We start from the raw sequence: 20,978 nt of genomic DNA, 5'->3' as shown, positions 1-20,978 counted from the left end.
GATGTGCATACTCCTGTGTCCATCATTGGCGCCTTCATTCCTCCGGAAGTCGTACCCCATTGCCATGCCACACGACTAATCCATCGCGCTCCAATCCGTTGAGGAGGGTCACCAGCCAGGCTTCATCTTCCGGGGTATAATCGGGGCGCACTTGTGGTCCAAGTTCTGCCAGGTCAAGGGTTGTGCCGGGGGGTAATGCGCGGAGCGCGGCAACAGCACGTCCGCGGAAGTAGCGATTCGATCCGACGAACGGGCGTTCACGATGTTCAGCAATGCGTTTGCGCACCGGCGTCGCTTCAAGATGCCCGTCCGACGTGCGGCGCGCGGCATAGTCGCAGCACAGATCGCGCAGTGGACAGCGCCAGCATGCTGGCGAGTCGGCAGTGCAGATCAGCGACCCCAGTTCCATCAACGCCTGGTTCCACATCCAGCTGCGCCCGGTTGGGAGCGCTGCCTGCGCCAGCGCCAGCAAATCTCGTTCGTTGACCGTTGCCGCAGGATCGGTCAATGCGCGGCGAATAACGCGCCGGATGTTGGTGTCCATGAATGCCACATCCTGCTCGAAGGCAAAACAGGCGATAGCACCAGCGGTGTAGGGTCCGATGCCCGGAAGCGTCAGCAGCACAGCGACATCGCGCGGAAAAACGCCGTCGAAGCGTTCGACGATTTCACGTGCTGCGCGTTGCAGATTGACCGCCCGGCGATTGTAGCCAAGCCCCGACCACAGACGGATGACCTCTGCGGTCGGTGCGTCTGCCAGCGCCTGAAGCGTCGGGAAGCATGTAAGGAACGCTTCGTACTTCGGCAACACGCGATCAACCTGTGTTTGCTGGAGCATCACCTCTGCAACCATAATGCGGTATGGATCGCGGGTGCGGCGCCAGGGGAGGTCGCGTGCCGCCTCACTGAACCAGTTCATCAGCGCCTGATGGAACCTGGTAAACGCCGGTAAACTTTCGTTCTTTTGGATGATACTCTTACGTATTGTCATAGCGTTATCTTCATAGTACAGGCTACGATGAAAAACGTTTGAACTTCCAATGCATCCATTTCCTGCCGACCCGTCTTCCGTTTCCGACGCCAGCCAACCGACTTCGCGGTGGGTCGTTGCGGGGTGGATGGCGATTGTTCTCGTGGTTCCGTCCGCTCTGGCGCTTGAGCGCATATTCCCCGCTCTGGATCGTCCGTATCCTGTAGCGTCGCCGCTCTACTTTGCAGGGATTGCAAGCACTGCGGCGATCATCGGAACGGTGGCGCTGGTCATCGTCATCACAGCGTGGCAGGCGCTCGACAATCGCATGCTGGCGGTTGGTCTGGGATTGCTGGGAGGTGCTGCAACGGCTCTGGTGCATGCGCTGTGGGCGGCATCACAGCCCGATGCAACGCCTGAATGTCCCATCATCAGCCTCGCTATCGTCGGCATCTGGATTGTGATCGGCACATTCGAGGCATCGCCTGTCGCCCAGGATCGGCGGCAGCGTGCGTGGCGATATGTAGCGCCTTTTACCATGCTCCTCGCCTTCAGTATCGGATGGCTGTTCGTCCCTGTGGCACCGGAGATCGAAGCGCTCATCCGTCTGTTGACCGTGATCGCCTGCGGTTTTGCGCTCTGGCGGTACATTCAATTATACCGTCGATCATCGATCCGTCTCTCGCCTGCGTTCCTGGCTGCTCTTGCATTGTTGGGAGAAGCAACGACAATCCAGCAGATCGCCGCGCCGGTATACAATCTCTCGTTCTGGTTGTCCCACGCTGCAGGCATTGCCGCGCTTGCATTGATGGCATACGCTGCATTTTTTGAGGTACGTGACCGAAGGCAGCGTGGCCTTATCGATCGCGCCGCCTTCGAACTGGTGCGTCCGGCAATGGTGGAAGCCATAGATGCGTTGATTGAGTCGCTGGAGCGTCGTGAGCCGCTTTCGGTGGAACTGCGCACCCGGCTCCAGCGCGATGCCAGCCTGTCTCCTCTCCAGATCGACGCGCTGGAGAACCTTGCCATCACTGCCGCGCGTGAGCGACGTCAGCGTGAAGAGTTGGAACAACTCGACGCAATGCGCCAGCAGAGCGAACGCAACGTCACATTACTGGCACAGATGGTCATCCACGATCTCAAGAATCCGTTGACGGCGTTGATCGGATTTCTTGAGTTGTTGAGCACGGGCGAGTTGAACGACCCGCAACGTGCGCTGATCGAGAGTGCGCTGCGCACCGGACGCAACCTGGCGGGATTGGTCGATGATCTGCTCGATCTGGCGCGTTACAACGAAGGTCGTCTGCGCCTGCGTCTGAGTGATGTATCACTTCCCGATCTCTGCGCTGAGTGTGCCATCGAACTTTCCGGATGGCTGGCATACGAGTCGAAAACCCTGATCCTCGATGTGCCGCAGACACTCCCGACAATACGCGCTGATAGTCGTTTGCTGCGCCGGGTTTTGCTGAATCTGCTCTCGAACGCGCTCAAACACACCCCCTACGGAACGACGATTATGCTGCGCGCCTGGCGTGAGCCGCATCCCGACGGCGGCGAGCAGACGGTTATCGAGGTCGCCGATACCGGTCCGGGCATCCCCCCTGATCAGATCGAACGGATATTCGAGCCATTCGTTGGGGCAGGTGAGAGTCGCCCTGCTCGTCAGAGCAGCACCGGTCTGGGGCTTGCCTTCTGTAAAATGGCGGTTGACGCCCACGGCGGAACCATCGAGGTCAGCAGTTTCCCCGGCGATGGCGCAACGTTCCGCATCAGGCTGCCCGATCGTTGACCACTTGTGACACTGTGACGGATCGGGTACAATGCCGGTGATGTTGCCGGATTTCTCAGGAGAAGGGAGGCACAGGCGCTCGTGCTGGACGCCTGTGTTTGTATCTGCTGTGCGTTGCGCCGGGCAGGTCATAGCGCCTGTGCGTCGCAGGGTGAGAAATGAACCCTCCAGGCTTGTATCTTCCCGTTCGGATGGAGTGACCGATCTGTGGGATCAAGTATCGATGCTGTGCGCGGTATGCGCGATATCCTGCCGTCGGAAGTGACGGTGCAGAGAGCAACAGCTGCAGCAATCGAGCGCGTGCTGGGTGCGTATGGCTACGAACCTATCGATCTGCCGATCATCGAACAGCGCGACCTCTACCTGCGCAAGCTGGGTGAAGAGCTGGTCGGCAAGGTCTATGAGTTCACGTTCAACGGGCGTGATCTGGCGTTGCGACCGGAGTGGACGGCTTCGGTCCTGCGCGCTTATGTTGCGCGTATGCAGGATCAACCGCTGCCTCTGCGCCTGCGTTATGCCGGCCCGGTCTTTCGGAATGAGCGACCACAGCGCGCCACCTATCGTCAGTTCACGCAGATCGGCGTTGAGTTGATCGGCGGCGCGGCGCCGCGCGCCGATGCCGAGTGTCTGGCGCTGGCGTGCGAGGGGTTGGTCGCGGCAGGCGTGACGCGCTTTACAGTGCGCATTGGTCATATCGGTCTGATTCGCTCGCTGCTTGCATCGCTGGGGTTGAGTGAACGAACCCAGGGCAGGCTGGCGTGGCGACTGGAACGCCTTCGTGAGCACGGGGTCGCAGCAGTGCGCGCAGAACTGGACGCGCACCCCGCTTCATTCCCTGTTGATCCTGCGCTTCTCGATGGGATCGACGATCAGCGCGCCGAGGCATTGCTGCTGCACGCGCTGCGTGAAATCGGAGTCAACCTGCGTTTCGGCACTCGACCGCCAGAAGCGATCGTTGGTCGCCTGGTACGCAAACTGCGACGCAGCGAGTCGTCCGAGCAGATTGACCAGGCGCTCGAATTGCTTGACCGGTTGTGCCGGATCGAAGGCGGACCCGACGAGGCGCTGGAACGTGCCGGAGCGTTGCTGCGCGATTATCCTGTGACCGGTCTCGAGGAGTTGCATGCGATCCTGCGCCTGGCTACAGCGCACAGCGTGGCGCCGGAGTGTCTGAAGCTCGATTTTGGGTTGGGTCGTGGGTTGCACTATTACACCGGCATGATCTTCGAGATCTACTCGGACGACGGCTTGCAGTTGTGTGGCGGCGGGCGCTACGATGATCTGGTGAATGCGCTGGGCGGGCGTCAATCGACACCGGCGGTCGGTTTTGCCTACGGGTTGGAACGGGTCGTGGCTGCGGCATCGCCTGCTGCCGCTCTTCCCTGTCCGCCGGTTGTGATGGTGGTTGCAACCGACGATGGCAGTTATCCGTATGCGCTGGAAGTGGCGCGCCTCCTGCGGGCGCACGGCTATACGGCGATGACCGATGTGCGTATGCGCGGTGTGAGTAGCAACCTGCGCGACGCTGATCGTCGGGGTGTGCGTTTCGTTGCCGTGGTCGGCGCCGATGAGCGTGCGCAGCGGTGCATGTCCTGGCGTGATCTGGAGCGACACGAAGAGATGCTCATTGCTCTGACGGATATCCCGCCGATCAAAAGGTGATCTATGTCACAGCATATACGGCGGCGTCTTACAGGGTGGCTGGTCGTCTTGCTTGGTGCGCTGATCGTGCTGGCTGCCGGATTGCCGTCGGTGATTCTGGAAGCGGGCAAGCCATTTCCCTACGACCTCTTTGCGCCGCCTGTGCCAGCGCGCGCCGCTGCAACCGGCGAACCGGTCGGAATGGGATGGCTGGGCGTCGTGTTGCTGACCCTGGGATTGTTCATTGTGGTTATGACCGTCTTCTCGCCTGATTTTCGACGCTGGCTGGTGCGGAATCTTCCTGTGTATCTGCTCATCATGCTGACCGTCTACCTCCTCATGGCGAATCTGCGACCGCCGACATTCGAGCCGCGCAGTGCACCGGCGCAGACGATCGGTTCATCCGGTCAGGACCTCGAATCGACAGATATCGTCGTTCCTCCTGAACTGGTGACCAATCCGCCGGTGTGGCTGGTCACACTGATCAGTCTGGCGCTTGCATCGGGTCTGACGGCGGTTGCCTGGTGGATGCTGCGCCGGTTTCCGCGGAGGTCGGCATTCGATGACCTGGGGAGCTCCATCGCTGCTGAGGCGCAGGCGGCGTTGCGCGATCTGGAAGCGGGTGCCGATGTGCGTGACGCTGTCACGCGCTGCTATGTCGAGATGGTGCGTGTTCTGCGCACCGAACGAGGGATTGTGCGCGCTCCGGATATGACGGCGCGTGAGTTTGAGCAACGCCTGGCGCGCACCGGTCTCGCCGAAACACATATTCGTCGCCTGACGCGCCTGTTTGAACTGGTGCGCTACAGTCCACGCATACCGGGTCTGCGTGAGGCGCGCGAAGCGGAGGAGTGCCTGCGCGCCGTTGTCGAAGCCTATCAGTCGCGTGATGGAAAACGCTGATAACGCTCTGTTCGTGGAGCGTGACACAGCGAAGGCAAAGTGAAGCGGAAGACAGGCATATGTGGCGACGACGCCTGATCCTGATCCTGACGGTGATTGCAGCAGTTGAGATTGTCGCTCTGGGGATTCGCGGCTTCCTGGCGGAGACGCTGATTACACCGCTGCTCTATCTGATCTGGGGAGCAGTGCGGATCTTCGAGAGCATACCGCAGGGGATCATCTGGCTTACTTTTGTGCTGGCAGCCAGCATTGTCGCGCTGGTGAGCGTGTGGGGCGGACGTCGAAATGACGCTCAACACGCCGATGCCGGTGCTCCTCGCGGGCGCGTCTATGAGTGGCAGCGTCTGGTAGCGCTTGCACAGCGACACGACTATTCACGCTGGCGGTTGGCGCAACGTTTGATGATCTTACTGGCTGAAACGATGGCTGCACGCGAGCGCGTCGAACTTCGCGTCGCTCGCCAGCGTATTGCAACCGGCATGATCGACGCGCCGCAGGATGTCGTCGATTTTCTTCGCGCTGGCGCCGATTCGTACCGTCCACGTCGCAGCATATTCCTGCAACGTGGCGAGTCAGCGCTCGATGTCGATCTGGATCAGGTTGTTGCCGCCGTTGAGCGTCTTGCACGCGGCGAGAATCGTGAGTGAACCGTATGCGAGAACAGTATGCCGATGTTGCCCTTCTCGGTCAACGTGTGATCGAACAGGTTGAACGTGTCATTGTCGGCAAGCGGGCTGTCCTCGAGCAGATTATGGCAGCGACGCTCGCCGGCGGACATGTGTTGCTCGAAGATTACCCCGGTCTGGCAAAGACGCTGATTGCACGCAGTTTTGCAGCGGCGCTGGGGCTTGAGTTCCGGCGCATTCAGTTCACGCCGGATCTCCTGCCAGGCGACATAACCGGCGGCTATGTCTACAACCGTGCTGCCGATCGCTTTGAGTTGCGTCGGGGACCGGTGTTTGCCAACATTGTTCTGGCGGACGAGATCAACCGCGCCTCGCCGAAGACCCAATCAGCGCTGCTGGAGGCGATGCAGGAGCGCCAGGTAACGCTCGAAGGCGAGACGATGCCGCTGCCGGAACCGTTTCTGGTGTTGGCGACGCAAAACCCTATCGAGTACGAGGGAACCTTTCCACTGCCTGAAGCGCAACTTGATCGCTTTTTGATGAAACTTTCGATTGGATACCCGTCGCCGGAAGAAGAGCGCGAGATCCTGCGGCGGCGGCGTGAGCGTCGGCGCGATGATGCGGTCATCGAGCAGGTGACCAACGCCGAAGAATTGCTGGCGATGCGCGATGCTATCGAAGATGTGTATGTCGATGCCGACATTGAGGAGTACATTGTGCGGTTGGTGGCAGCCACGCGCAGTGATGCGCGTGTGGCAGTCGGCGCCAGTCCACGCGGGTCGCTGGCGCTGCTCAAACTGGCGCGGGTGCGCGCTGCGCTCGATGGACGCGATTTCGTCATTCCCGATGATGTCAAAGTTTTTGTTCGCCCGGCGCTGGCGCACCGTCTCATCCTGACGCCCGATCTCTGGATGCAGCGTCGTGCTGCGGAGGAAATCCTGTCTGCCGTGCTTCAGGCGATCCCGGCGCCGGTTATGCGATGAGAGCGACGTTCGACCACCGTAACCTGATCGCACTGGGTGCGCTGGCATTCGGGCTGGTGCTGTCTGGACTTGCCACGCTCAACAGTGCGTTGATCGTGCTGGCGATCCCGCCCGTCATCTTCATTGGCGCGGCACTGCTCGATATGCCGGAAGTTGTGCAGTTGCAGGCGACGCGTACATTGAGCACAGAGCGCGCATCGCCGGGCGCGACAATCAATGTGAGCGTCACGGTTACAAACGATGGGACGCGCACTGTACCTGTCGCAATCAAAGATGTACTGCCCGCAGGATTGGAACTGATCGCAGGGCATCCCACAGGTATAGCGCTGCTCACGCCGGGGTCGTCGGTGACAGTTGCGTACACCGTTCGTGGCGCACGCGGGTTTCACCACTTCAGCAGCGTGCAGGCGGTAGTGAGCGATCATCTTGGGTTAAACCGCCGCCGGATCGAGGTCGCAGCGCCGGGCAAGATCCTGATTGTGCCGGAGGTCGTGCGGTTGACCCGTCTCGGCATTCGCCCTCGGCGCACGCGCATCTACTCCGGAACGATCCCGGCGCGCCAGGGCGGGGCAGGCGTCGAGTTCTTCGGAGTGCGCGAGTATCAGGCGGGTGACCCGGTGCGCTGGATCAACAACCGCGCCAGTGCGCGTTTCCCCGGGTCGCTCTATGTCAATGAGTTCGAACAGGAGCGCGTTGCAGACATCGGTATTATTCTTGACGCACGGCGCGGCAGCGATGTGCAGGGCAACCGTCATACGCTGTTCGAGTATAGTGTACAGGCTGCTGTCGCGCTGGCAGATGCTCTGATAGGGCAAGGCAACCGGGTCGGGTTGCTGATCTACGGGCATGCCATCGAGTGGACGTTTCCCGGCTACGGCAAAATTCAGCGTGAAAAGGTGTTGCGCGCGCTGGCGCAGGCACGTACCGGCGACCGCGCCGCCCTCGCCAGCCTCGCCGATATTCCAACACGCCTCTTTCCGGCGCGCTCACAGATCATCCTGATCAGTCCGCTGCAACCGGGCGATGCTATGCCCATTCTGCATATGCGCGCGCACGGCTACGAGGTGCTGGTTATCAGTCCCGATCCGGTTGCCTTCGAAGCGAACGTTTTCGGACCCCGGGCGGCTCTCGCCGTGCGGATCGCACGTATCGAACGTCAGGCTCTGCTGCAACGTCTTTATCTGGCTGGGGTGCGTGTTGTCGACTGGAATGTGGAGACGCCACTGGCGCAGGCGCTGGCGCGTATGCAGCGCTGATGAATGTCGCAATTCTGTGCTATACTGTGGCTCCTGTGATAGTGAGTCGGTTGAGCAGCAAACCGTGCAGCGGTGCGACAGTTGCGGGCGACAGTGGGAACGAAATGACGAGAGGCGGCGTGATACCGGAGCATACGCTCACGCCACACGCGGGAAAGGGGGACAATGATGAGCGCCGTGATACCCACAGCGAAGCCAGCGATCATCTACCCGGAAAGCGATGGACAGCCGATGGCGGACAACACGCTGCAATTTCGCTGGATTACGGTAGTGCAGGGCAATCTGGCGGCGCTGTTCGCCGACCGCCCGGATGTGTTCGTGGCGGGCGACCTGTTGTGGTATCCGGTGGAAGGGCGCCCCGACATTCGCCGCGCGCCGGATGTGATGGTCGCCATCGGCCGCCCGAAGGGAGATCGCAGCGCGTATCTCCAATGGGAGGAAGGGGGACAGCCGCCGCAGGTGGTCTTCGAGATATGGTCGCCGGGCAACACCATGAGCGAAATGGCGCGCAAGCACGAGTTCTACGTGCGGTACGGGGTGAGCGAGTACTACCTGATTGACCCGCAGCAGGGCGAGGCGGTAGGATGGGTGCGGCAGGGGGCGCGGCTGCGCATGGTTGACGAAATGAACGGGTGGGTCAGTCCGCTGCTGGGAGTGCGGTTCGCGGTGACGGAGGAGGGCGTGGACCTGTTCTACCCGGATGGTCGCCCGTTTCTGACTTTTGAAGAACTGGCGCGGGCAGATGCGGAGGAGCGGGCGCAAGCGGAGTAGCGGCTCCGTGCCCTGCGCGAGCGTCTACGGGCGCTGGGGATCGACCCGGACAATGCATGATGCGTCAGCAACTTTTCATCGATGAGGGTAATCGCGTTGAACGGAAAACACACGGATGGAGGGAGAACTGCGTCGCCTGCATTGCAGCAGGGGACTGTACATCCAGCGCGTTCCGGCGGATCGCTGGCAGTTGTTAGCGCGATTGTCCTGGCAGCTGCATTGCTCGCGGGTGGACTGATTGCAGCAAGTGAGACGCTCTTTGCGCTGGCGCCAGCTGCCCTTGGCGGTGTGTGGGTAACCGGTGCGATCCTTCAGCGTGAATGGACGCGCACGATTGCCATGCCCGGTTTGATCGTCGTTGCTGCTGGTGCGACATTTACTCAGGTCGCGCCACTTGTTCCGCTTGCTGGTCTGGTTATGACGCTGGTTGCCTGGCGTCTCGCCGATCTTGATCGGCGTCTGGCGCTGACCGATATGATTGTTGATGAACGATCACTGCGACGTGTCCATTTCATTCGTTTACTGATTGTTGCAGGGGTGGCGTTTGTGGCCGGCAGCCTGGCGACTGTTGTGCGTGTCGAGATCGGTTCAATGGGAGCGTTGATCGCTGGCGTGCTGGCGGTGGTCGGTCTCAGTCGTCTTGTTGTACTCCTGCGTCGTATCATGCGCGACGCCTAGCATGGCGGGATGGCCGGTTTCGGAGAGATGGCAATTCTTCAGAGAAGCGATATGACGTTGCGTTTTGCCATACCATCGAAGGGCAGTTTGTACGATGGTACGATCGCCTTTCTTGAGAGCGCCGGATTGCGCGTGGCGCGCCCGAATCCACGCCGTTACACGGCTTCCATTCGCGCACTTCCCGGAGCAGACGTGCTGCTTCATCGACCGACAGACATCGTCGAAAAAGTGGCGGCAGGCGAAATCGATCTCGGGATTAGCGGTCTTGATCTGGTGGAAGAACTGCGCGGCGACCGTGATGATCTGATCGTTTTGTTTGATGATCTTGGCTATGGCGCTGCCGAACTGGTCGTCGCCGTCCCGGAGACCTGGATCGATGTGACGTCCTGGCATGATCTGGCGGATCTGGCAGTCGAGTTGCACAGTCAGGGCCGTCCGCTGCGTATTGCAACCAAATACCCGTCGCTGACCCGTCGTTTCTGCTATGCGAATGGCATTAACTACTTCCGTCTCGTTGAGTCGCAGGGGGCGACCGAAGCAGCGCCGGGGCTTGGGTACGCCGACATCATTGTGGATATTACGGAAACCGGCGTGACGCTGCGCGATAACCAGTTGAAGATCGTTGGCGAGCCGATTCTCCGTACTCAGGCATGTCTGATCGCGAGTCGTCGCTGTTTGCGCGCCAATCCTGCGGCGCTGGCAGCAACCCGTACCGTGCTGGAACTGGTCGAGGCGCGGCGGCGCGCGCGTCGTTTCGTGCAGGTGACGGCGAATATCGCCGGTGAGTCGGTGGAAGATGTGGGACGTCGTGTGGCGGTCCGCTCTGACCTTGCCGGTGTGCAGGGACCGACAATAGCGCCGGTCTGGCCCAGCACGTCGCGCGCTGCGGGTGCACCCGGATGGTACATGGTCACGCTGCTTATACCACAGGATCGGGTGCTCGATCTGACGGCGCATCTCCGTCAACTCGGCGGTGACACCATCACGGTTGTACCGGCGCAGTATGTGTTCGATGCAACCTGCAGCAGTTATCATCGTTTGCTGGAGTTGCTCGAGGAACAGACGCCATGACCATTCCTGTCTTCGAAGATCTTTCTATTGCCCGTCGCACTATTCTGCGGCGTGTGCCCTTCGATGAGATCGATGTTCCTGTATCGCTGCTGAATGCTATCGAGGAGCGCTTTGGCGCACGGTTGACTCCTGCCGAAGCGGTTGATCAGATCCTGCGTGATGTGCGCGAACGCGGTGATGATGCATTATGTGATTGGGCGCAGCGTCTCGATAATTACGCCGGTCCGCTGGAGATTGCGCCGGAACATTGCGCTGCGGCGCTGGCTGCGCTCGATCCTGCACTGCGGGAAGCGATCAATCTGGCAATTGCCAGGCTCACACGCTTCCATCAACGTCAGGTACGCACCTCGTGGATCGAGTTCGACGCTGAAGGAGCGCTCGGGCAGATCATCACACCGTTGCGACGGGTCGGCATCTATGTTCCGGGTGGCGCTGCGCCGCTTCCATCGTCCCTTCTGCATGCCGCAGTTCCGGCGCGCGTCGCCGGTGTTGAGGAGATCATCGTCTGTACACCGCCGCAGCGCAACGGCGAGATCGATCCGACCGTGCTTGCTGCCGCAGCTGCCGTGGGAGTTTCACGGGTGTTCGCCATTGGCGGCGCGCAGGCGATTGGAGCAATGGCGTATGGCACGGCAAGCGTGCCGCGTGTCGATAAGATCGTCGGTCCTGGCAATCTCTTCGTGGTGCTGGCAAAGCGTGCGGTCTACGGTGTCGTCGGGATCGAGTCGCTCCCTGGTCCTACCGAGACGCTGGTCATCGCCGATGCGCACGCCAATCCGCGCCTGGTCGCCGCCGATCTGCTGGCGCAGGCGGAACATGTGCTTGCGTCCGCGATTCTGATCACGCCTGATCGGGCGCTTGCCACGCAGGTTCAGGCGGAAGTTGCGCGGCAACTCGAACTGCTTCCGACACAGAACGCCGCCGCCGCTGCTGCTGCCATGACCGGGCGTGGCGGTGTCGTGCTGGTTCCCGATCTCGATACCGCCTTTGAGATCGCCAATGAATACGCGCCGGAACATCTCTGTCTGTTGATCGATGATCCCTGGCGCCATGTCGGAAAGGTGCGTAACGCGGGCGGTGTGTTCCTTGGCGAACGTTCCTTCGAGGTGCTTGGCGACTATGTGGCCGGACCATCGCATATCATGCCGACCGGCGGAACCGCCCGCTTTGCTTCCCCGGTCAATGTGGACGATTTTCGTAAAATGATCTCGCTTGTGGCGCTGAACGATGCAGCACTGCGCCGGATCGGACCGGCTGCGGCGCGTCTGGCAGATGCCGAAGGTCTGGCGGCGCATGCGGCTGCGGTGCGGGCAAGATTGGAAGGTTAAGGGTAAGGTCTGGTATAATGCTGGTGTTCTGAACAGATGCTGCGTGAGGAGGCGGGCAGGTATGCCGTCGAGTTTTATCGAAAGTTTCATCTTTCTCCTGATAGAAGTGTTGTCGCTGGCAATTCTTTTTCGCGTGCTGCTCTCATGGGTCGATCCGCTGGGCAATATGCGGATCACGCAGATGCTTCGCGATCTGACGGAACCGATCCTGGCGCCGATCCGCAGCATCCTGCCACAAACGATGATGTTCGACTTTTCGCCGATTATTGCAATGTTATTGCTACAGGCTATCAGCATGCTAATCCGCTCCGCATTGTGATGATCATTGCCTGATCGGGCAGGATACGCCGGCAGAGGAGCAGGTTGTTTTCGAGCCGGTCAGGACTGATTCCCTGGAAAGTCTGGTCAATGAACCAGGAGGTCATCGTCACATCGTCAGAAATCTCTCGGACGACGTCCCATTCTGCACGTGTGTTGCTCAGCACCGTCTTCCTGTGCGGTGTCGGCACGTTGGGCGTCGAGATGATCGCCTCACGCCTGCTTGCCCCCTATTTCGGCACGTCGCAGCCGATCTGGGCTGCAATTATCGGTCTGACGCTGGTCTACCTGGCAGTCGGGTATCACTTCGGCGGGCGCCTGGCTGACCGTCATCCTGACGAGCGGGTCCTGTACCGTATTGTTCTGCTATCGGGAGTTGCGACGGCGCTGATCCCGCTCCTTGCCGCCCCCATTCTTGGTTTCGCGCAACGCGCCGTCGCCGAACTCGCGGTTGGCGGCTTCATCGGCGCGCTGTTTGGCGTGCTGGCGTTGTTCGCTGTGCCGGTCACGTTGCTGGCAATGGTCGGACCATTTGCAGTGCGTTTGCAGTTGCACCGCGCGGCAGCCGGCGTGCAGGTTGCCGGCGCTGCCGCCGGAACGGTCTCTGCCATCTCGACCGTTGGCTCAATCGTGGGGACATTCCTCACCGTTCTGGTGCTTATTCCCGCAATTGGCACCACAGCCACGACGTATGTCTACGCTGGTTTGTTGACCGTACTCGGCGCGGTTGGTGTGCGCAACTGGAAGGCGCTGGCGGCGCTGGCGCTCACAGCAGCGCTCTCAGGGTATGTGCTTTTCACGGCGGGACCGGTGAAGGAAGCCGGATGTGCCGGATGCACCCTGATCGCTGAATACGAATCGCCCTACAATTACATTCAGGTTGCGACGCGCCGCGACCCGGAGTATGGGCAGCAGGTCGTGCTGCTGCTGAACGAAGGTCTGGCGATCCATTCGATCTACAACACCGCCTACGATGGCGATCCGCTTGATACACTCACCGGCGGCGGACCATGGGACTACTTTGCGATTGCGCCGTTTGTTGTACCGGGGCGTGATCCGACGACGGTGCGTAGCCTGGCAATGCTTGGCTCAGCGGCGGGAACGACGCCAGCGCAGTTTCTGGCGATCTACGGACCTGAGACGCGCATCGATGCAGTCGAGATCGATCCCAAAATCATCGAAGTGGGACGACGCTTCTTCAACATGCGCGATGCCTCAACCGGTCCAGAGCATCCGAATTACCACGTCTACGCCGAAGACGCGCGCTTCTGGCTGGCGACGCAGGGCGGCGTCTACGATGTCATCGGCATGGATGCCTATCACCAACCCTACATCCCCTTCCATCTGACGACGGTCGAGTTTTTTCAACTGGTGCAACACCATCTTGCTCCCGATGGCGTGGCAGTCGTCAATGCCGGGCTGGGTCCCAATGGCGACGACCGCCTGAGTCAGGCGATTGTTGCGACCATGGAGCAGGTTTTTCCTCAGGTTTTTGTGATCGAAACGGCGCGTCTCAGTAATCAGATCATCATTGGCGTGAATCGCAACGTCGGCGATGGATACGCCAATCTGCTCGATGCATATGAGCGTCTCGAACATCCGGCATTGCGGCGCACCCTTGAACGGGTGTATATTCCAACGCGCCAATCTACGGCAACCTTCGCGCCTTTCACCGATGATCGCGCACCGGTTGAGCGTCTGGTCGATCTCCTGATTTTTGATACGTTGATACGTTAGTCATCTTTCCATCTTGATGATGGACGATGGGGTGCGTTTGCGCCCTGTGAGGAATTGTTTTGTGCATTGCACCGCCGATGGATGGGTTGCATGTTCATCGTTTCGGCTTTCATTGAAGTCCTCCTCCCGGTGACGGTGGTCGTGGTGTGCGGATATGCGCTGCGACGCCGCTTCGAACTGGATCTCCCATCACTCAATCGCTTAAGCATGTATGTTCTTGGTCCTGCATTGATCTTCACCACGATTGTGCGGATCGATGTGACCGGCGACGAGGCAGCGCGCATCATTGCCGCGTCTGTGGCACTGTGTCTGGGAATCGGGGTCGTTGGGCTGATTGTCGGTGCGCTTATGCGCCTGGATCGCAGCAGCCTGATGGCATTGCTTCTCTGCGTGATGTTCATGAACTCGGGCAACTACGGTTTGCCGACAACACGCTTTGCGTTCGGTGAAGCCGGTTTTCAGCGCGCACTCCTCTACTTCATAGCGCAGACAATCCTGGCGCAGACGCTGGCAGTACCGATCGCCAGCGCCGGACGCGGCGATCTCAAAAGCGCAGTGCGGCAGATGTTCGCCATGCCGCAGATCTATGCGGTCGCAGCGGGTTTGCTGGCGCGCTTCAGCGGCATCGATCTGCCGCATCGCGGTGATGCACTGGGCAGTGCGTTTCGCGGCGTGGCGCTGATGGCTGATGCCGCATTGCCGCTCCTGCTGCTTTTGCTGGGCATGCAACTGGCAAATGGAACCACGGTGGAAGACGTTCGGTTGACCATGGTGGTTGCCGGGTTGCGGTTGGGGGTTTCACCGCTTATGGCGTATGGTCTGGCGCGCGCGCTGGCGCTCGATGACCTGGCGCTGCGGGTGGTGGTGCTCGAAGCCAGTATGCCCACAGCCGTCAATATGGTGCTCTACTCGCTCGAATTCAACGCCCGTCCGCGATTCGTCGCAGGGGTAGTGGTTGTCACGACGCTGATGAGCCTGGTGACTCTAACGCTGCTCCTGAGCGTATTGCGGTAGAAGAGGCGAGAGGGTGGGGGGGTGTTGAACGTTCAACCTTCAACTTTCAACCTTCAACGCCCCAACCTTCAACCTTCAACGCCCCAACCTTCAACCTTCAACGCCCCAACCTTCAACCTTCAACGCCCCAACCTTCAACCTTCAACGTCCCAACCTTCAACCTTACAACCTTCAACCTTCAACCCTTCTCTACCCCCGCACCACCAGATACCCGATGAGGAGAATCAATTGAAAGACAACCGGGATCAACCCCCCGCCGATGAGTTGTCCGCCGCGCCAGTCGTACAACGCGCTCCACAACCCTGCCGCCAGCCAGAATGACCACCCGATTGCGCCCAGCCACAGGAGCGCCGCAAGCGGTTGAGCGCCGACAAGAAGCGCAACCAGCGCTGCCAGCATAAGGAACAGGCGTGGTTGCTGAACCCGTGGATAGAGGTACAGCGGACGCGCTCCCTCCTCACCGCCGCCGCTCATCTCGTCGAGCGCAGCTGTGGCAAGCGATACCAGGGGCCATTCAAGGAGCGCCAGGAGGGTCATAATGAATGAAGCGACAATCAGGCGTCCGTCTGGAAGGATATGCTGAACGAGTGAGCGATCGGCGAGCAACATCAGTGCAGGAAATACTGCGACTCCGAGCGCAGCCGGCAGCGTGTGCAGCAGTCGTCCGACGACGATCTGCTGAGTTGTGGGGTCGGCGCGGCTCTCCTCGACCAGGCGGGTGGCGGCTGCGGTCGACTGAACGCTCAGCAGCAGGAGATCTGATCGCGCATCACTCTGGAACGGAGGCGCCTGCGTATCGCCGGTTTCCTCGTGATGCCGCATAACCTCCAGCACAATGCGTTGGAGTAACGCATCGGCGTTGCTGATAGCTGTGGTGATTATGATGCCGGGGGAGAGCGAACCATCGTAGAGAAAACTTACGATCCGCGCATCGACTGGCAATCCGTGTGTGACCTGGATCAGCACGACCTGACTGTTTTCGGAGAATTCGGTCACCTTCATAACGCGCAGGCGTGACCAGGGGAGCATGTATGTACGCCGCAGGCGGCGGATGGCCAATCCCTTACTGTGCGCTTCAAGCGCCGGCAGAAGATGGTATACGAATGATGCAACGCCGAGCAGGAAGAGCAGGACGATATGCGCTTCGACCAGCAGCCACCACGGCGCCGGAAGAAGTCGCAGGTCAAGTTGATTGAAGACCGGCAGCCGACGTACTGCAGGAAATGTTATCGCCAGATAGGTCATGATCAGCGTCAGATACCGCAGGATCGCAACCGCCGCAATGATCGCCGCCGTCCACGTCAGGGTGGCGCGGATGCGTCGCGGATACTCGCCAGCTACAACATCGCCGGAGAGGGCGACCGCAGGCGGCGCACCGTCATGCTGGGACGAGCGTTGCGCAAAAAATGACAATGGGCTGAGCAACAGGCGGAACAACGGTGAACTCGCCCCCTCCTGCAACTCGACCTGTCGTCCGGTCGCCATGGTGCGCGCTACACGGTCAGCTTCGCTGAGGAGCGTCTTGACCAGGTCATCGAACTCACTGATCTGTGATGTGATCAGAAACGCGGGGCGGAAACCCAGGCGATAGACGAAACTGTACCAGCGATGCCATCCGGTCAGCCAGCCACGGTCGGTTTCGACCAGCAACACATAGCGATCACCGGCTTCGGTGACTTTGATGGCGCGGATATTTTCCCAGGGCACGGGCAACCAGTCGTTGACAAATGCCACCAGCATGCCGCGTGCGCTGGTGCGCACCATCGGCAGACTGTTACGCAGCAGAAGCGCCGCCAGTAACGCCAGCGCCAGCCAGAGCAGTGCGGGCAAGAGATCCGCCAGTATGGTCGGCGCTGGCGTATCGGCAGTGTTGATCGCCTGCACCAGATCGTCGAGCCAGGGAAGTTGAGCGAACAGCGTTGTATCGACTGAATAGATCGACCAGAGCAGGCGCAGCACATCACGCCCCAGACGCACCGACGCCAGGGTGACAGCAACCGCCGACAGGAGTTCTATGGCAACGATCACACGGAGGGGGTAGCGATGAACTTTTTCGATATTCACACGTCCGCCTCCGCAGCGGCAGGCGACTGATCTCCCATCAGAGTGCGCACGCGCAGCGCTGCCTGATCGAGCAGGCGTTGACACGCTTCGGCAGTTGCGACGCCTTCTTCGTAGAGCGCCAGCGCCCGCGCAAGCGGGAGATCGCCGGTCTCAAGCTGCTCGACAATCTGTTGCAGACGGATGTACAGCGTCTCGTATTCTTCACCCGGAACAGGTTCATTTGTGGTCATGGCATTTGATGCGGGATTATCAGGCGATTCTATCTCTACATGAACGATGAGCGGAACAGGAATCGCATACGGGTGAGAGATGCACTATTCGACACGGGCACGAAAACTGCCACGGCGTACTGTGACCTCGATCCAATCATCAGGTGCAACCAGAGACGCATCGGTGATCAACGCTCCGGTTGTTGATTGCACCACAGCATAGCCACGGTCAAGCGTCGCCAGGGGGCTGAGCGCCTGGAGGCGACCGCGCACGCCATCGAGATGGGCGCGCGCCAGCGTGATACGTCGTTCGAGCGTGATGGTTGCGCGGTGCATCAGGTCATCGATGTGCTGGCGGTCGCGTCGGATCCGGCGTTCAGGCGAACAGAGGACCAGGCGCCGGTTCAGATGGGATACTCCATCGCGTGCAGTTGTCAATCGCTGTGTCACCGCTGCGTCCAGGCGGTTGCGCAACTGGCGAATATCGTCGAGCAGTTCGGTCATATCAGGAGATGCCATCTCGGCGGCTGCGGAGGGGGTCGGTGCGCGCACATCGGCAACAAAATCGATCAGCGTGGTATCGGTTTCGTGCCCGACGCCGCTGACGACCGGAACCGGACTGGCAAACACAGCGCGCGCCAGTCGTTCGTCGTTGAACGTCCAGAGATCTTCAGCGGCGCCGCCGCCGCGCGCCACGATGATAACATCGACATCAGCCTCGTAGAGGGCACAGAGCGCCTCGATAATTGTATCGACAGCGCCGGCGCCCTGCACCTGGCAGGGGGCGAAGAGCACTTCGGCGAGCGGATAGCGACGCCGCAGAATATTGAGCATATCCTGAAGCGCCGCACCCGTCGGCGATGTGACGATGCCAATCCGGTGCGGCAGCGGCGGCAACGGGCGCTTCCGCGACTGATCGAACAGTCCTTCCGCAGCAAGACGCTCCTTCAGGCGTTCGAACTGCGCCTGGAGCACGCCGATGCCTGCCGGTCGCAACGTATCGACATACAGTTGCACCTGACCGCGCACCTCATAGAACGCCACCCGCCCATGGGCGAGCACGGCGTCACCGTTGGCGGGCAGCGTCGCCATACGTGCCGCGACCGACTTCCACATCACCGCGCCAATCTGCGCGTCGCCCTCTTTCAACGTGAAGTAACAATGACCGGAAAAGTGACGATTAAAACTCGAAACCTCCCCCTCGACCCACACATCGCTCAACAGATCATCGGCGTCGAGCAAGTCGCGCAGGTATGTGTTGAGTTGCGAGACGGTCAACAACTGCATGGCAATGAACTGACAGGCGTTCCTATCGACGTGTGTTGAGGGATAACACGTTCGTTACAGCGGCTCGATAACCATCAATGGCTGCCCATACTCCACCGGTTGCGCATTCTGCACCAGAATACGCACGACCCGACCGGCAAACTCGCTCTCGATCTCGTTCATCATCTTCATCGCCTCGATAATGCCGACCCGATCACCGACATTAATGATGTCGCCTTCCTGCACGTAGGGCGGATCCTTCGGCGACGGCGCGGCATAGAATGTTCCGACCATTGGCGCAGCGATGATCTTGCCCGGCGGGAGGGCGTCCGGCTCCGGAGCGGGTGTTACCGGCGGCGGCGTCTGCACCGGCGCCTGAACGATACCGATCGGCGGCGCCGAAGATTGCACGTTTGCGGCAATCGATGGTGTGACGAACATCGGCGCCGGCGTATGGGGATGCAGCGACGGACCTCGCTTGATATGCAGGCGTGTCGTGCCGCGCTCAATCGAGATCTCATTCACATCCGTGTCGCTGATCATGCGCAGTAGTTCGCGCACGGCGCTCAAGCCGAACTCGTCCTCGATCGACTGCACAGTGTGATCGCGCTCACCTTCGCTCATAGTGCTGCTCACTTCCTGCTCTGGCGGTGCATATGAGAGACTTTTCACAACGCATTATAACACGCAGCAGGTACGATGTGACGCACGCATCATCTCTCCAGGTTTTGCGGTACACTCATGATGAGGGTGCACGCAGAACGGCAGGCGCCGATTGTCAAAGAACCTTTTTCATCTATCCGGGGAGGACAGTTCATGAGCGTCGACAGGTATCTTGCTTCGCTGGCTGAAACGCTTGCAGCCGTTCCCCGTGAGCCGCTGCGCGCGATCGAAGAGACATTGTGGCAAACGTATCTCCGCGACGGGACGATTATTATCTGTGGAAATGGCGGCAGTGCTGCAACCGCGTCGCATTTTGCGTGCGACCTGGCGAAGTGGACGATTTCCGACGGGCGCCGCCGTTTGCGTGCGCTTGCGCTGACCGACAATGTGCCGGTGATGACGGCATGGTCGAACGACACGGCGTATGAGCGCGTGTTTGTCGAGCAGGTCATGTCGCTCTACCGTCCTGGCGATACGCTGGTCGCCATTTCAGGGAGCGGCAATTCACCGAATGTGCTGCGCGCGGTTGAGTGGATGGCGTCGCAGGGCGCCGTGACGATTGGACTGACCGGCTTTAACGGCGGGAAACTGGCAACGCTGGCGCAGATTGCGGTCGTTGTTCCCAGCCATTTTATGCCCGAAGTCGAAGATGTGCACATCGCTATTTGCCACAGCCTGGCAGTGGCATTGGGTGAGCGGATTGGCATCGAATGTCTATGACACTCGTCCTTGGTCTCGATTTTGGCGGCACGAAACTTGCCGCCGGTCTGGTTGATCTTCAGCAAGGCAGTGTGCTGGCGCGCCGCTCGATGGCAACGCCGGTGTCCGGTGGCGCGTCTGCCAGCCTCCAGGCGATGCTGGCAATGGCGCAGGCGTTGATCGCGGCTGCGCCTGCGCCTGTGCAGGGCGTCGGCATCAGTTTTGGCGGACCGGTTGCAGCGGATGGGCGCACGGTGCGTCTCTCGATGCACGTTGCCGGATGGGATCAGGTTCCTCTGGCGAGGCATGTCGAGGGGGCGCTTGGGTTGCCTGCTATCGTTGCCAATGATGGCGACGCGGCAGCGCTGGCGGAGTACCGTTTCGGCGCCGGGCAGGGTGTGCGCCATCTGCTGTATCTGACCGTCAGCACCGGTATTGGCGGCGGCATAATCATCGACGGGCGCCTGCATCGTGGCGAACGCGCCTGGGCGGGCGAGGCGGGGCATCAGGTGCTGAAGCCCGACGGTCCACCCTGCCCATGTGGGCGCAACGGCTGTCTGGAGGCGCTGGCGTCGGGTTTGTCGATCGCCCGCGAGGCACGGTTGCGGTTGCGGGGACCTGACGGCGCAACCAGCGCGCTGGCTGCCATCCCGTCCGATGCGTTAACCGCGCAGCATGTCGCAGAAGCAGCGGCGGCTGGCGATGCGCTGGCGCGCACGGTGTGGAACGAGGCGATGGGATGGTTAGGGATCGGCATCGCTTCAGCCGCCAACCTGCTCAATCCCGGGCGTGTCGTGCTTGGCGGCGGGTTGACCCGCGCCGGTGCGCTCCTGTTCGACCCGGTGCGCCACGTCGTTGCGCGACGTGTGATCGATCCAGAAGTGAGCGTCGTGCCTGCCGCGCTTGGCGATGATGTTGGCATCCTGGGGGGTGCGGCGCTGCTGCGCGAATCTTGACAGCGCCCGGCGTGGGTGCTAGAATGCGAATGGTGC

20 protein-coding genes are annotated in these 20,978 nt (G+C 60.6%); 15 read left to right on the top strand and 5 right to left on the bottom strand.

Annotated elements, in window-relative coordinates:
- Nucleotides 1-34 precede the first annotated feature (34 nt).
- Nucleotides 35-991 carry an A/G-specific adenine glycosylase gene (locus ROSERS_RS16405; RefSeq protein ID WP_011957894.1) on the bottom strand — a complete coding sequence of 319 codons (957 nt, stop codon included), beginning with the start codon at nt 989-991 and terminating at the stop codon, nt 35-37.
- 49 nt (nt 992-1,040) lie between these two features.
- On the opposite strand from ROSERS_RS16405, the gene ROSERS_RS16400 reads away from it, so the two are divergent.
- The 13 genes from ROSERS_RS16400 to ROSERS_RS16340 all read left to right on the top strand — a co-directional run bounded on the left by ROSERS_RS16400 (nt 1,041) and on the right by ROSERS_RS16340 (nt 15,085).
- Nucleotides 1,041-2,759 (top strand): sensor histidine kinase, encoded by a 1,719-nt coding sequence (locus ROSERS_RS16400; RefSeq protein WP_011957893.1) that lies wholly within the window; start codon nt 1,041-1,043, stop codon nt 2,757-2,759.
- Nucleotides 2,760-2,966: 207 nt separating this feature from the next.
- On the top strand, nt 2,967-4,421 hold the full coding sequence (gene hisZ / locus ROSERS_RS16395; RefSeq protein WP_011957892.1) for an ATP phosphoribosyltransferase regulatory subunit: 1,455 nt from the start codon (nt 2,967-2,969) through the stop codon (nt 4,419-4,421).
- Between the two features lie 3 nt (nt 4,422-4,424).
- Nucleotides 4,425-5,303, top strand: a complete 879-nt coding sequence (locus tag ROSERS_RS16390) for a DUF4129 domain-containing protein (protein WP_011957891.1) — start codon at nt 4,425-4,427, stop codon at nt 5,301-5,303.
- A gap of 59 nt (nt 5,304-5,362) precedes the next feature.
- The gene (locus ROSERS_RS16385; RefSeq protein ID WP_011957890.1) at nt 5,363-5,950 is read left to right on the top strand and encodes a hypothetical protein; all 588 of its coding nucleotides are present in this window, start codon (nt 5,363-5,365) and stop codon (nt 5,948-5,950) included.
- 5 nt (nt 5,951-5,955) lie between these two features.
- The gene (locus ROSERS_RS16380) at nt 5,956-6,912 is read left to right on the top strand and encodes an AAA family ATPase (RefSeq protein ID WP_011957889.1); all 957 of its coding nucleotides are present in this window, start codon (nt 5,956-5,958) and stop codon (nt 6,910-6,912) included.
- A complete protein-coding gene (locus tag ROSERS_RS16375; protein WP_011957888.1) occupies nt 6,909-8,168 on the top strand; it encodes a DUF58 domain-containing protein in 1,260 nt (419 codons plus the stop codon). Before ROSERS_RS16380 ends, ROSERS_RS16375 begins: the two co-directional genes overlap by 4 nt.
- 168 nt (nt 8,169-8,336) lie before the next feature.
- Nucleotides 8,337-8,939, top strand: a complete 603-nt coding sequence (locus tag ROSERS_RS16370; protein ID WP_011957887.1) for a Uma2 family endonuclease — start codon at nt 8,337-8,339, stop codon at nt 8,937-8,939.
- A gap of 96 nt (nt 8,940-9,035) precedes the next feature.
- Nucleotides 9,036-9,617 (top strand): hypothetical protein, encoded by a 582-nt coding sequence (locus ROSERS_RS16365; protein ID WP_232282640.1) that lies wholly within the window; start codon nt 9,036-9,038, stop codon nt 9,615-9,617.
- A 51-nt stretch (nt 9,618-9,668) separates the two neighbouring features.
- Nucleotides 9,669-10,688, top strand: coding sequence for an ATP phosphoribosyltransferase (gene hisG, locus ROSERS_RS16360; RefSeq protein WP_041335592.1), 1,020 nt, complete (start codon nt 9,669-9,671; stop codon nt 10,686-10,688).
- Nucleotides 10,685-12,016, top strand: a complete 1,332-nt coding sequence (gene hisD / locus ROSERS_RS16355) for a histidinol dehydrogenase (RefSeq protein WP_011957884.1) — start codon at nt 10,685-10,687, stop codon at nt 12,014-12,016. Before hisG ends, hisD begins: the two co-directional genes overlap by 4 nt.
- Nucleotides 12,017-12,077: 61 nt before the next feature.
- Nucleotides 12,078-12,335, top strand: a complete 258-nt coding sequence (locus tag ROSERS_RS16350; protein WP_011957883.1) for a YggT family protein — start codon at nt 12,078-12,080, stop codon at nt 12,333-12,335.
- A gap of 89 nt (nt 12,336-12,424) precedes the next feature.
- The gene (locus tag ROSERS_RS16345; protein ID WP_011957882.1) at nt 12,425-14,071 is read left to right on the top strand and encodes a spermidine synthase; all 1,647 of its coding nucleotides are present in this window, start codon (nt 12,425-12,427) and stop codon (nt 14,069-14,071) included.
- A gap of 90 nt (nt 14,072-14,161) precedes the next feature.
- Nucleotides 14,162-15,085, top strand: coding sequence for an AEC family transporter (locus tag ROSERS_RS16340; protein ID WP_157041118.1), 924 nt, complete (start codon nt 14,162-14,164; stop codon nt 15,083-15,085).
- A gap of 189 nt (nt 15,086-15,274) precedes the next feature.
- On the opposite strand, the gene ROSERS_RS16335 is transcribed toward ROSERS_RS16340, so the two are convergent.
- The 4 genes from ROSERS_RS16335 to accB all read right to left on the bottom strand — a co-directional run bounded on the left by ROSERS_RS16335 (nt 15,275) and on the right by accB (nt 19,248).
- Entirely contained in the window at nt 15,275-17,149 is a 1,875-nt protein-coding gene (locus ROSERS_RS16335) for a hypothetical protein (protein ID WP_011957880.1), read from the bottom strand.
- Nucleotides 17,146-17,379: an exodeoxyribonuclease VII small subunit gene (gene xseB / locus ROSERS_RS16330; protein ID WP_011957879.1), complete on the bottom strand. Its 234-nt coding sequence runs from the start codon at nt 17,377-17,379 to the stop codon at nt 17,146-17,148. The genes ROSERS_RS16335 and xseB overlap by 4 nt, the downstream gene beginning before the upstream one ends.
- Nucleotides 17,380-17,463: 84 nt before the next feature.
- On the bottom strand, nt 17,464-18,645 hold the full coding sequence (gene xseA / locus ROSERS_RS16325; RefSeq protein WP_011957878.1) for an exodeoxyribonuclease VII large subunit: 1,182 nt from the start codon (nt 18,643-18,645) through the stop codon (nt 17,464-17,466).
- A 54-nt stretch (nt 18,646-18,699) separates the two neighbouring features.
- A complete protein-coding gene (accB, locus tag ROSERS_RS16320; protein ID WP_011957877.1) occupies nt 18,700-19,248 on the bottom strand; it encodes an acetyl-CoA carboxylase biotin carboxyl carrier protein in 549 nt (182 codons plus the stop codon).
- Nucleotides 19,249-19,440: 192 nt separating this feature from the next.
- Between accB and ROSERS_RS16315 the strand changes: the two genes are divergently transcribed.
- Both ROSERS_RS16315 and ROSERS_RS16310 read left to right on the top strand, forming a co-directional pair.
- On the top strand, nt 19,441-20,007 hold the full coding sequence (locus ROSERS_RS16315; protein WP_011957876.1) for a D-sedoheptulose-7-phosphate isomerase: 567 nt from the start codon (nt 19,441-19,443) through the stop codon (nt 20,005-20,007).
- The gene (locus ROSERS_RS16310; protein ID WP_041333922.1) at nt 20,004-20,942 is read left to right on the top strand and encodes an ROK family protein; all 939 of its coding nucleotides are present in this window, start codon (nt 20,004-20,006) and stop codon (nt 20,940-20,942) included. The genes ROSERS_RS16315 and ROSERS_RS16310 overlap by 4 nt, the downstream gene beginning before the upstream one ends.
- Nucleotides 20,943-20,978: the final 36 nt, after the last annotated feature.

It is taken from the genome of Roseiflexus sp. RS-1 (genome assembly GCF_000016665.1).
Lineage (GTDB): Bacteria > Chloroflexota > Chloroflexia > Chloroflexales > Roseiflexaceae > Roseiflexus.
Note: the sequence above shows the minus strand (reverse complement) of the source record. Positions and strands in the feature narration are given on the sequence as shown.

What these genes read in the sequence shown, in the direction of transcription:
- xseA (WP_011957878.1), bottom strand. Translation starts at nt 18,645, where the DNA reads ATGCAGTTGTTGACCGTCTCGCAACTCAACACATACCTGCGCGACTTG.
- xseB (WP_011957879.1), bottom strand. Translation starts at nt 17,379, where the DNA reads ATGACCACAAATGAACCTGTTCCGGGTGAAGAATACGAGACGCTGTAC.
- ROSERS_RS16385 (WP_011957890.1), top strand. Translation starts at nt 5,363, where the DNA reads ATGTGGCGACGACGCCTGATCCTGATCCTGACGGTGATTGCAGCAGTT.
- hisG (WP_041335592.1), top strand. Translation starts at nt 9,669, where the DNA reads ATGACGTTGCGTTTTGCCATACCATCGAAGGGCAGTTTGTACGATGGT.
- accB (WP_011957877.1), bottom strand. Translation starts at nt 19,248, where the DNA reads ATGAGCGAAGGTGAGCGCGATCACACTGTGCAGTCGATCGAGGACGAG.
- ROSERS_RS16315 (WP_011957876.1), top strand. Translation starts at nt 19,441, where the DNA reads ATGAGCGTCGACAGGTATCTTGCTTCGCTGGCTGAAACGCTTGCAGCC.
- ROSERS_RS16340 (WP_157041118.1), top strand. Translation starts at nt 14,162, where the DNA reads ATGTTCATCGTTTCGGCTTTCATTGAAGTCCTCCTCCCGGTGACGGTG.
- ROSERS_RS16400 (WP_011957893.1), top strand. Translation starts at nt 1,041, where the DNA reads ATGCATCCATTTCCTGCCGACCCGTCTTCCGTTTCCGACGCCAGCCAA.
- ROSERS_RS16380 (WP_011957889.1), top strand. Translation starts at nt 5,956, where the DNA reads ATGCGAGAACAGTATGCCGATGTTGCCCTTCTCGGTCAACGTGTGATC.
- ROSERS_RS16405 (WP_011957894.1), bottom strand. Translation starts at nt 991, where the DNA reads ATGACAATACGTAAGAGTATCATCCAAAAGAACGAAAGTTTACCGGCG.
- ROSERS_RS16390 (WP_011957891.1), top strand. Translation starts at nt 4,425, where the DNA reads ATGTCACAGCATATACGGCGGCGTCTTACAGGGTGGCTGGTCGTCTTG.
- ROSERS_RS16345 (WP_011957882.1), top strand. Translation starts at nt 12,425, where the DNA reads ATGAACCAGGAGGTCATCGTCACATCGTCAGAAATCTCTCGGACGACG.
- ROSERS_RS16375 (WP_011957888.1), top strand. Translation starts at nt 6,909, where the DNA reads ATGAGAGCGACGTTCGACCACCGTAACCTGATCGCACTGGGTGCGCTG.
- ROSERS_RS16350 (WP_011957883.1), top strand. Translation starts at nt 12,078, where the DNA reads ATGCCGTCGAGTTTTATCGAAAGTTTCATCTTTCTCCTGATAGAAGTG.
- ROSERS_RS16370 (WP_011957887.1), top strand. Translation starts at nt 8,337, where the DNA reads ATGAGCGCCGTGATACCCACAGCGAAGCCAGCGATCATCTACCCGGAA.
- hisD (WP_011957884.1), top strand. Translation starts at nt 10,685, where the DNA reads ATGACCATTCCTGTCTTCGAAGATCTTTCTATTGCCCGTCGCACTATT.
- ROSERS_RS16310 (WP_041333922.1), top strand. Translation starts at nt 20,004, where the DNA reads ATGACACTCGTCCTTGGTCTCGATTTTGGCGGCACGAAACTTGCCGCC.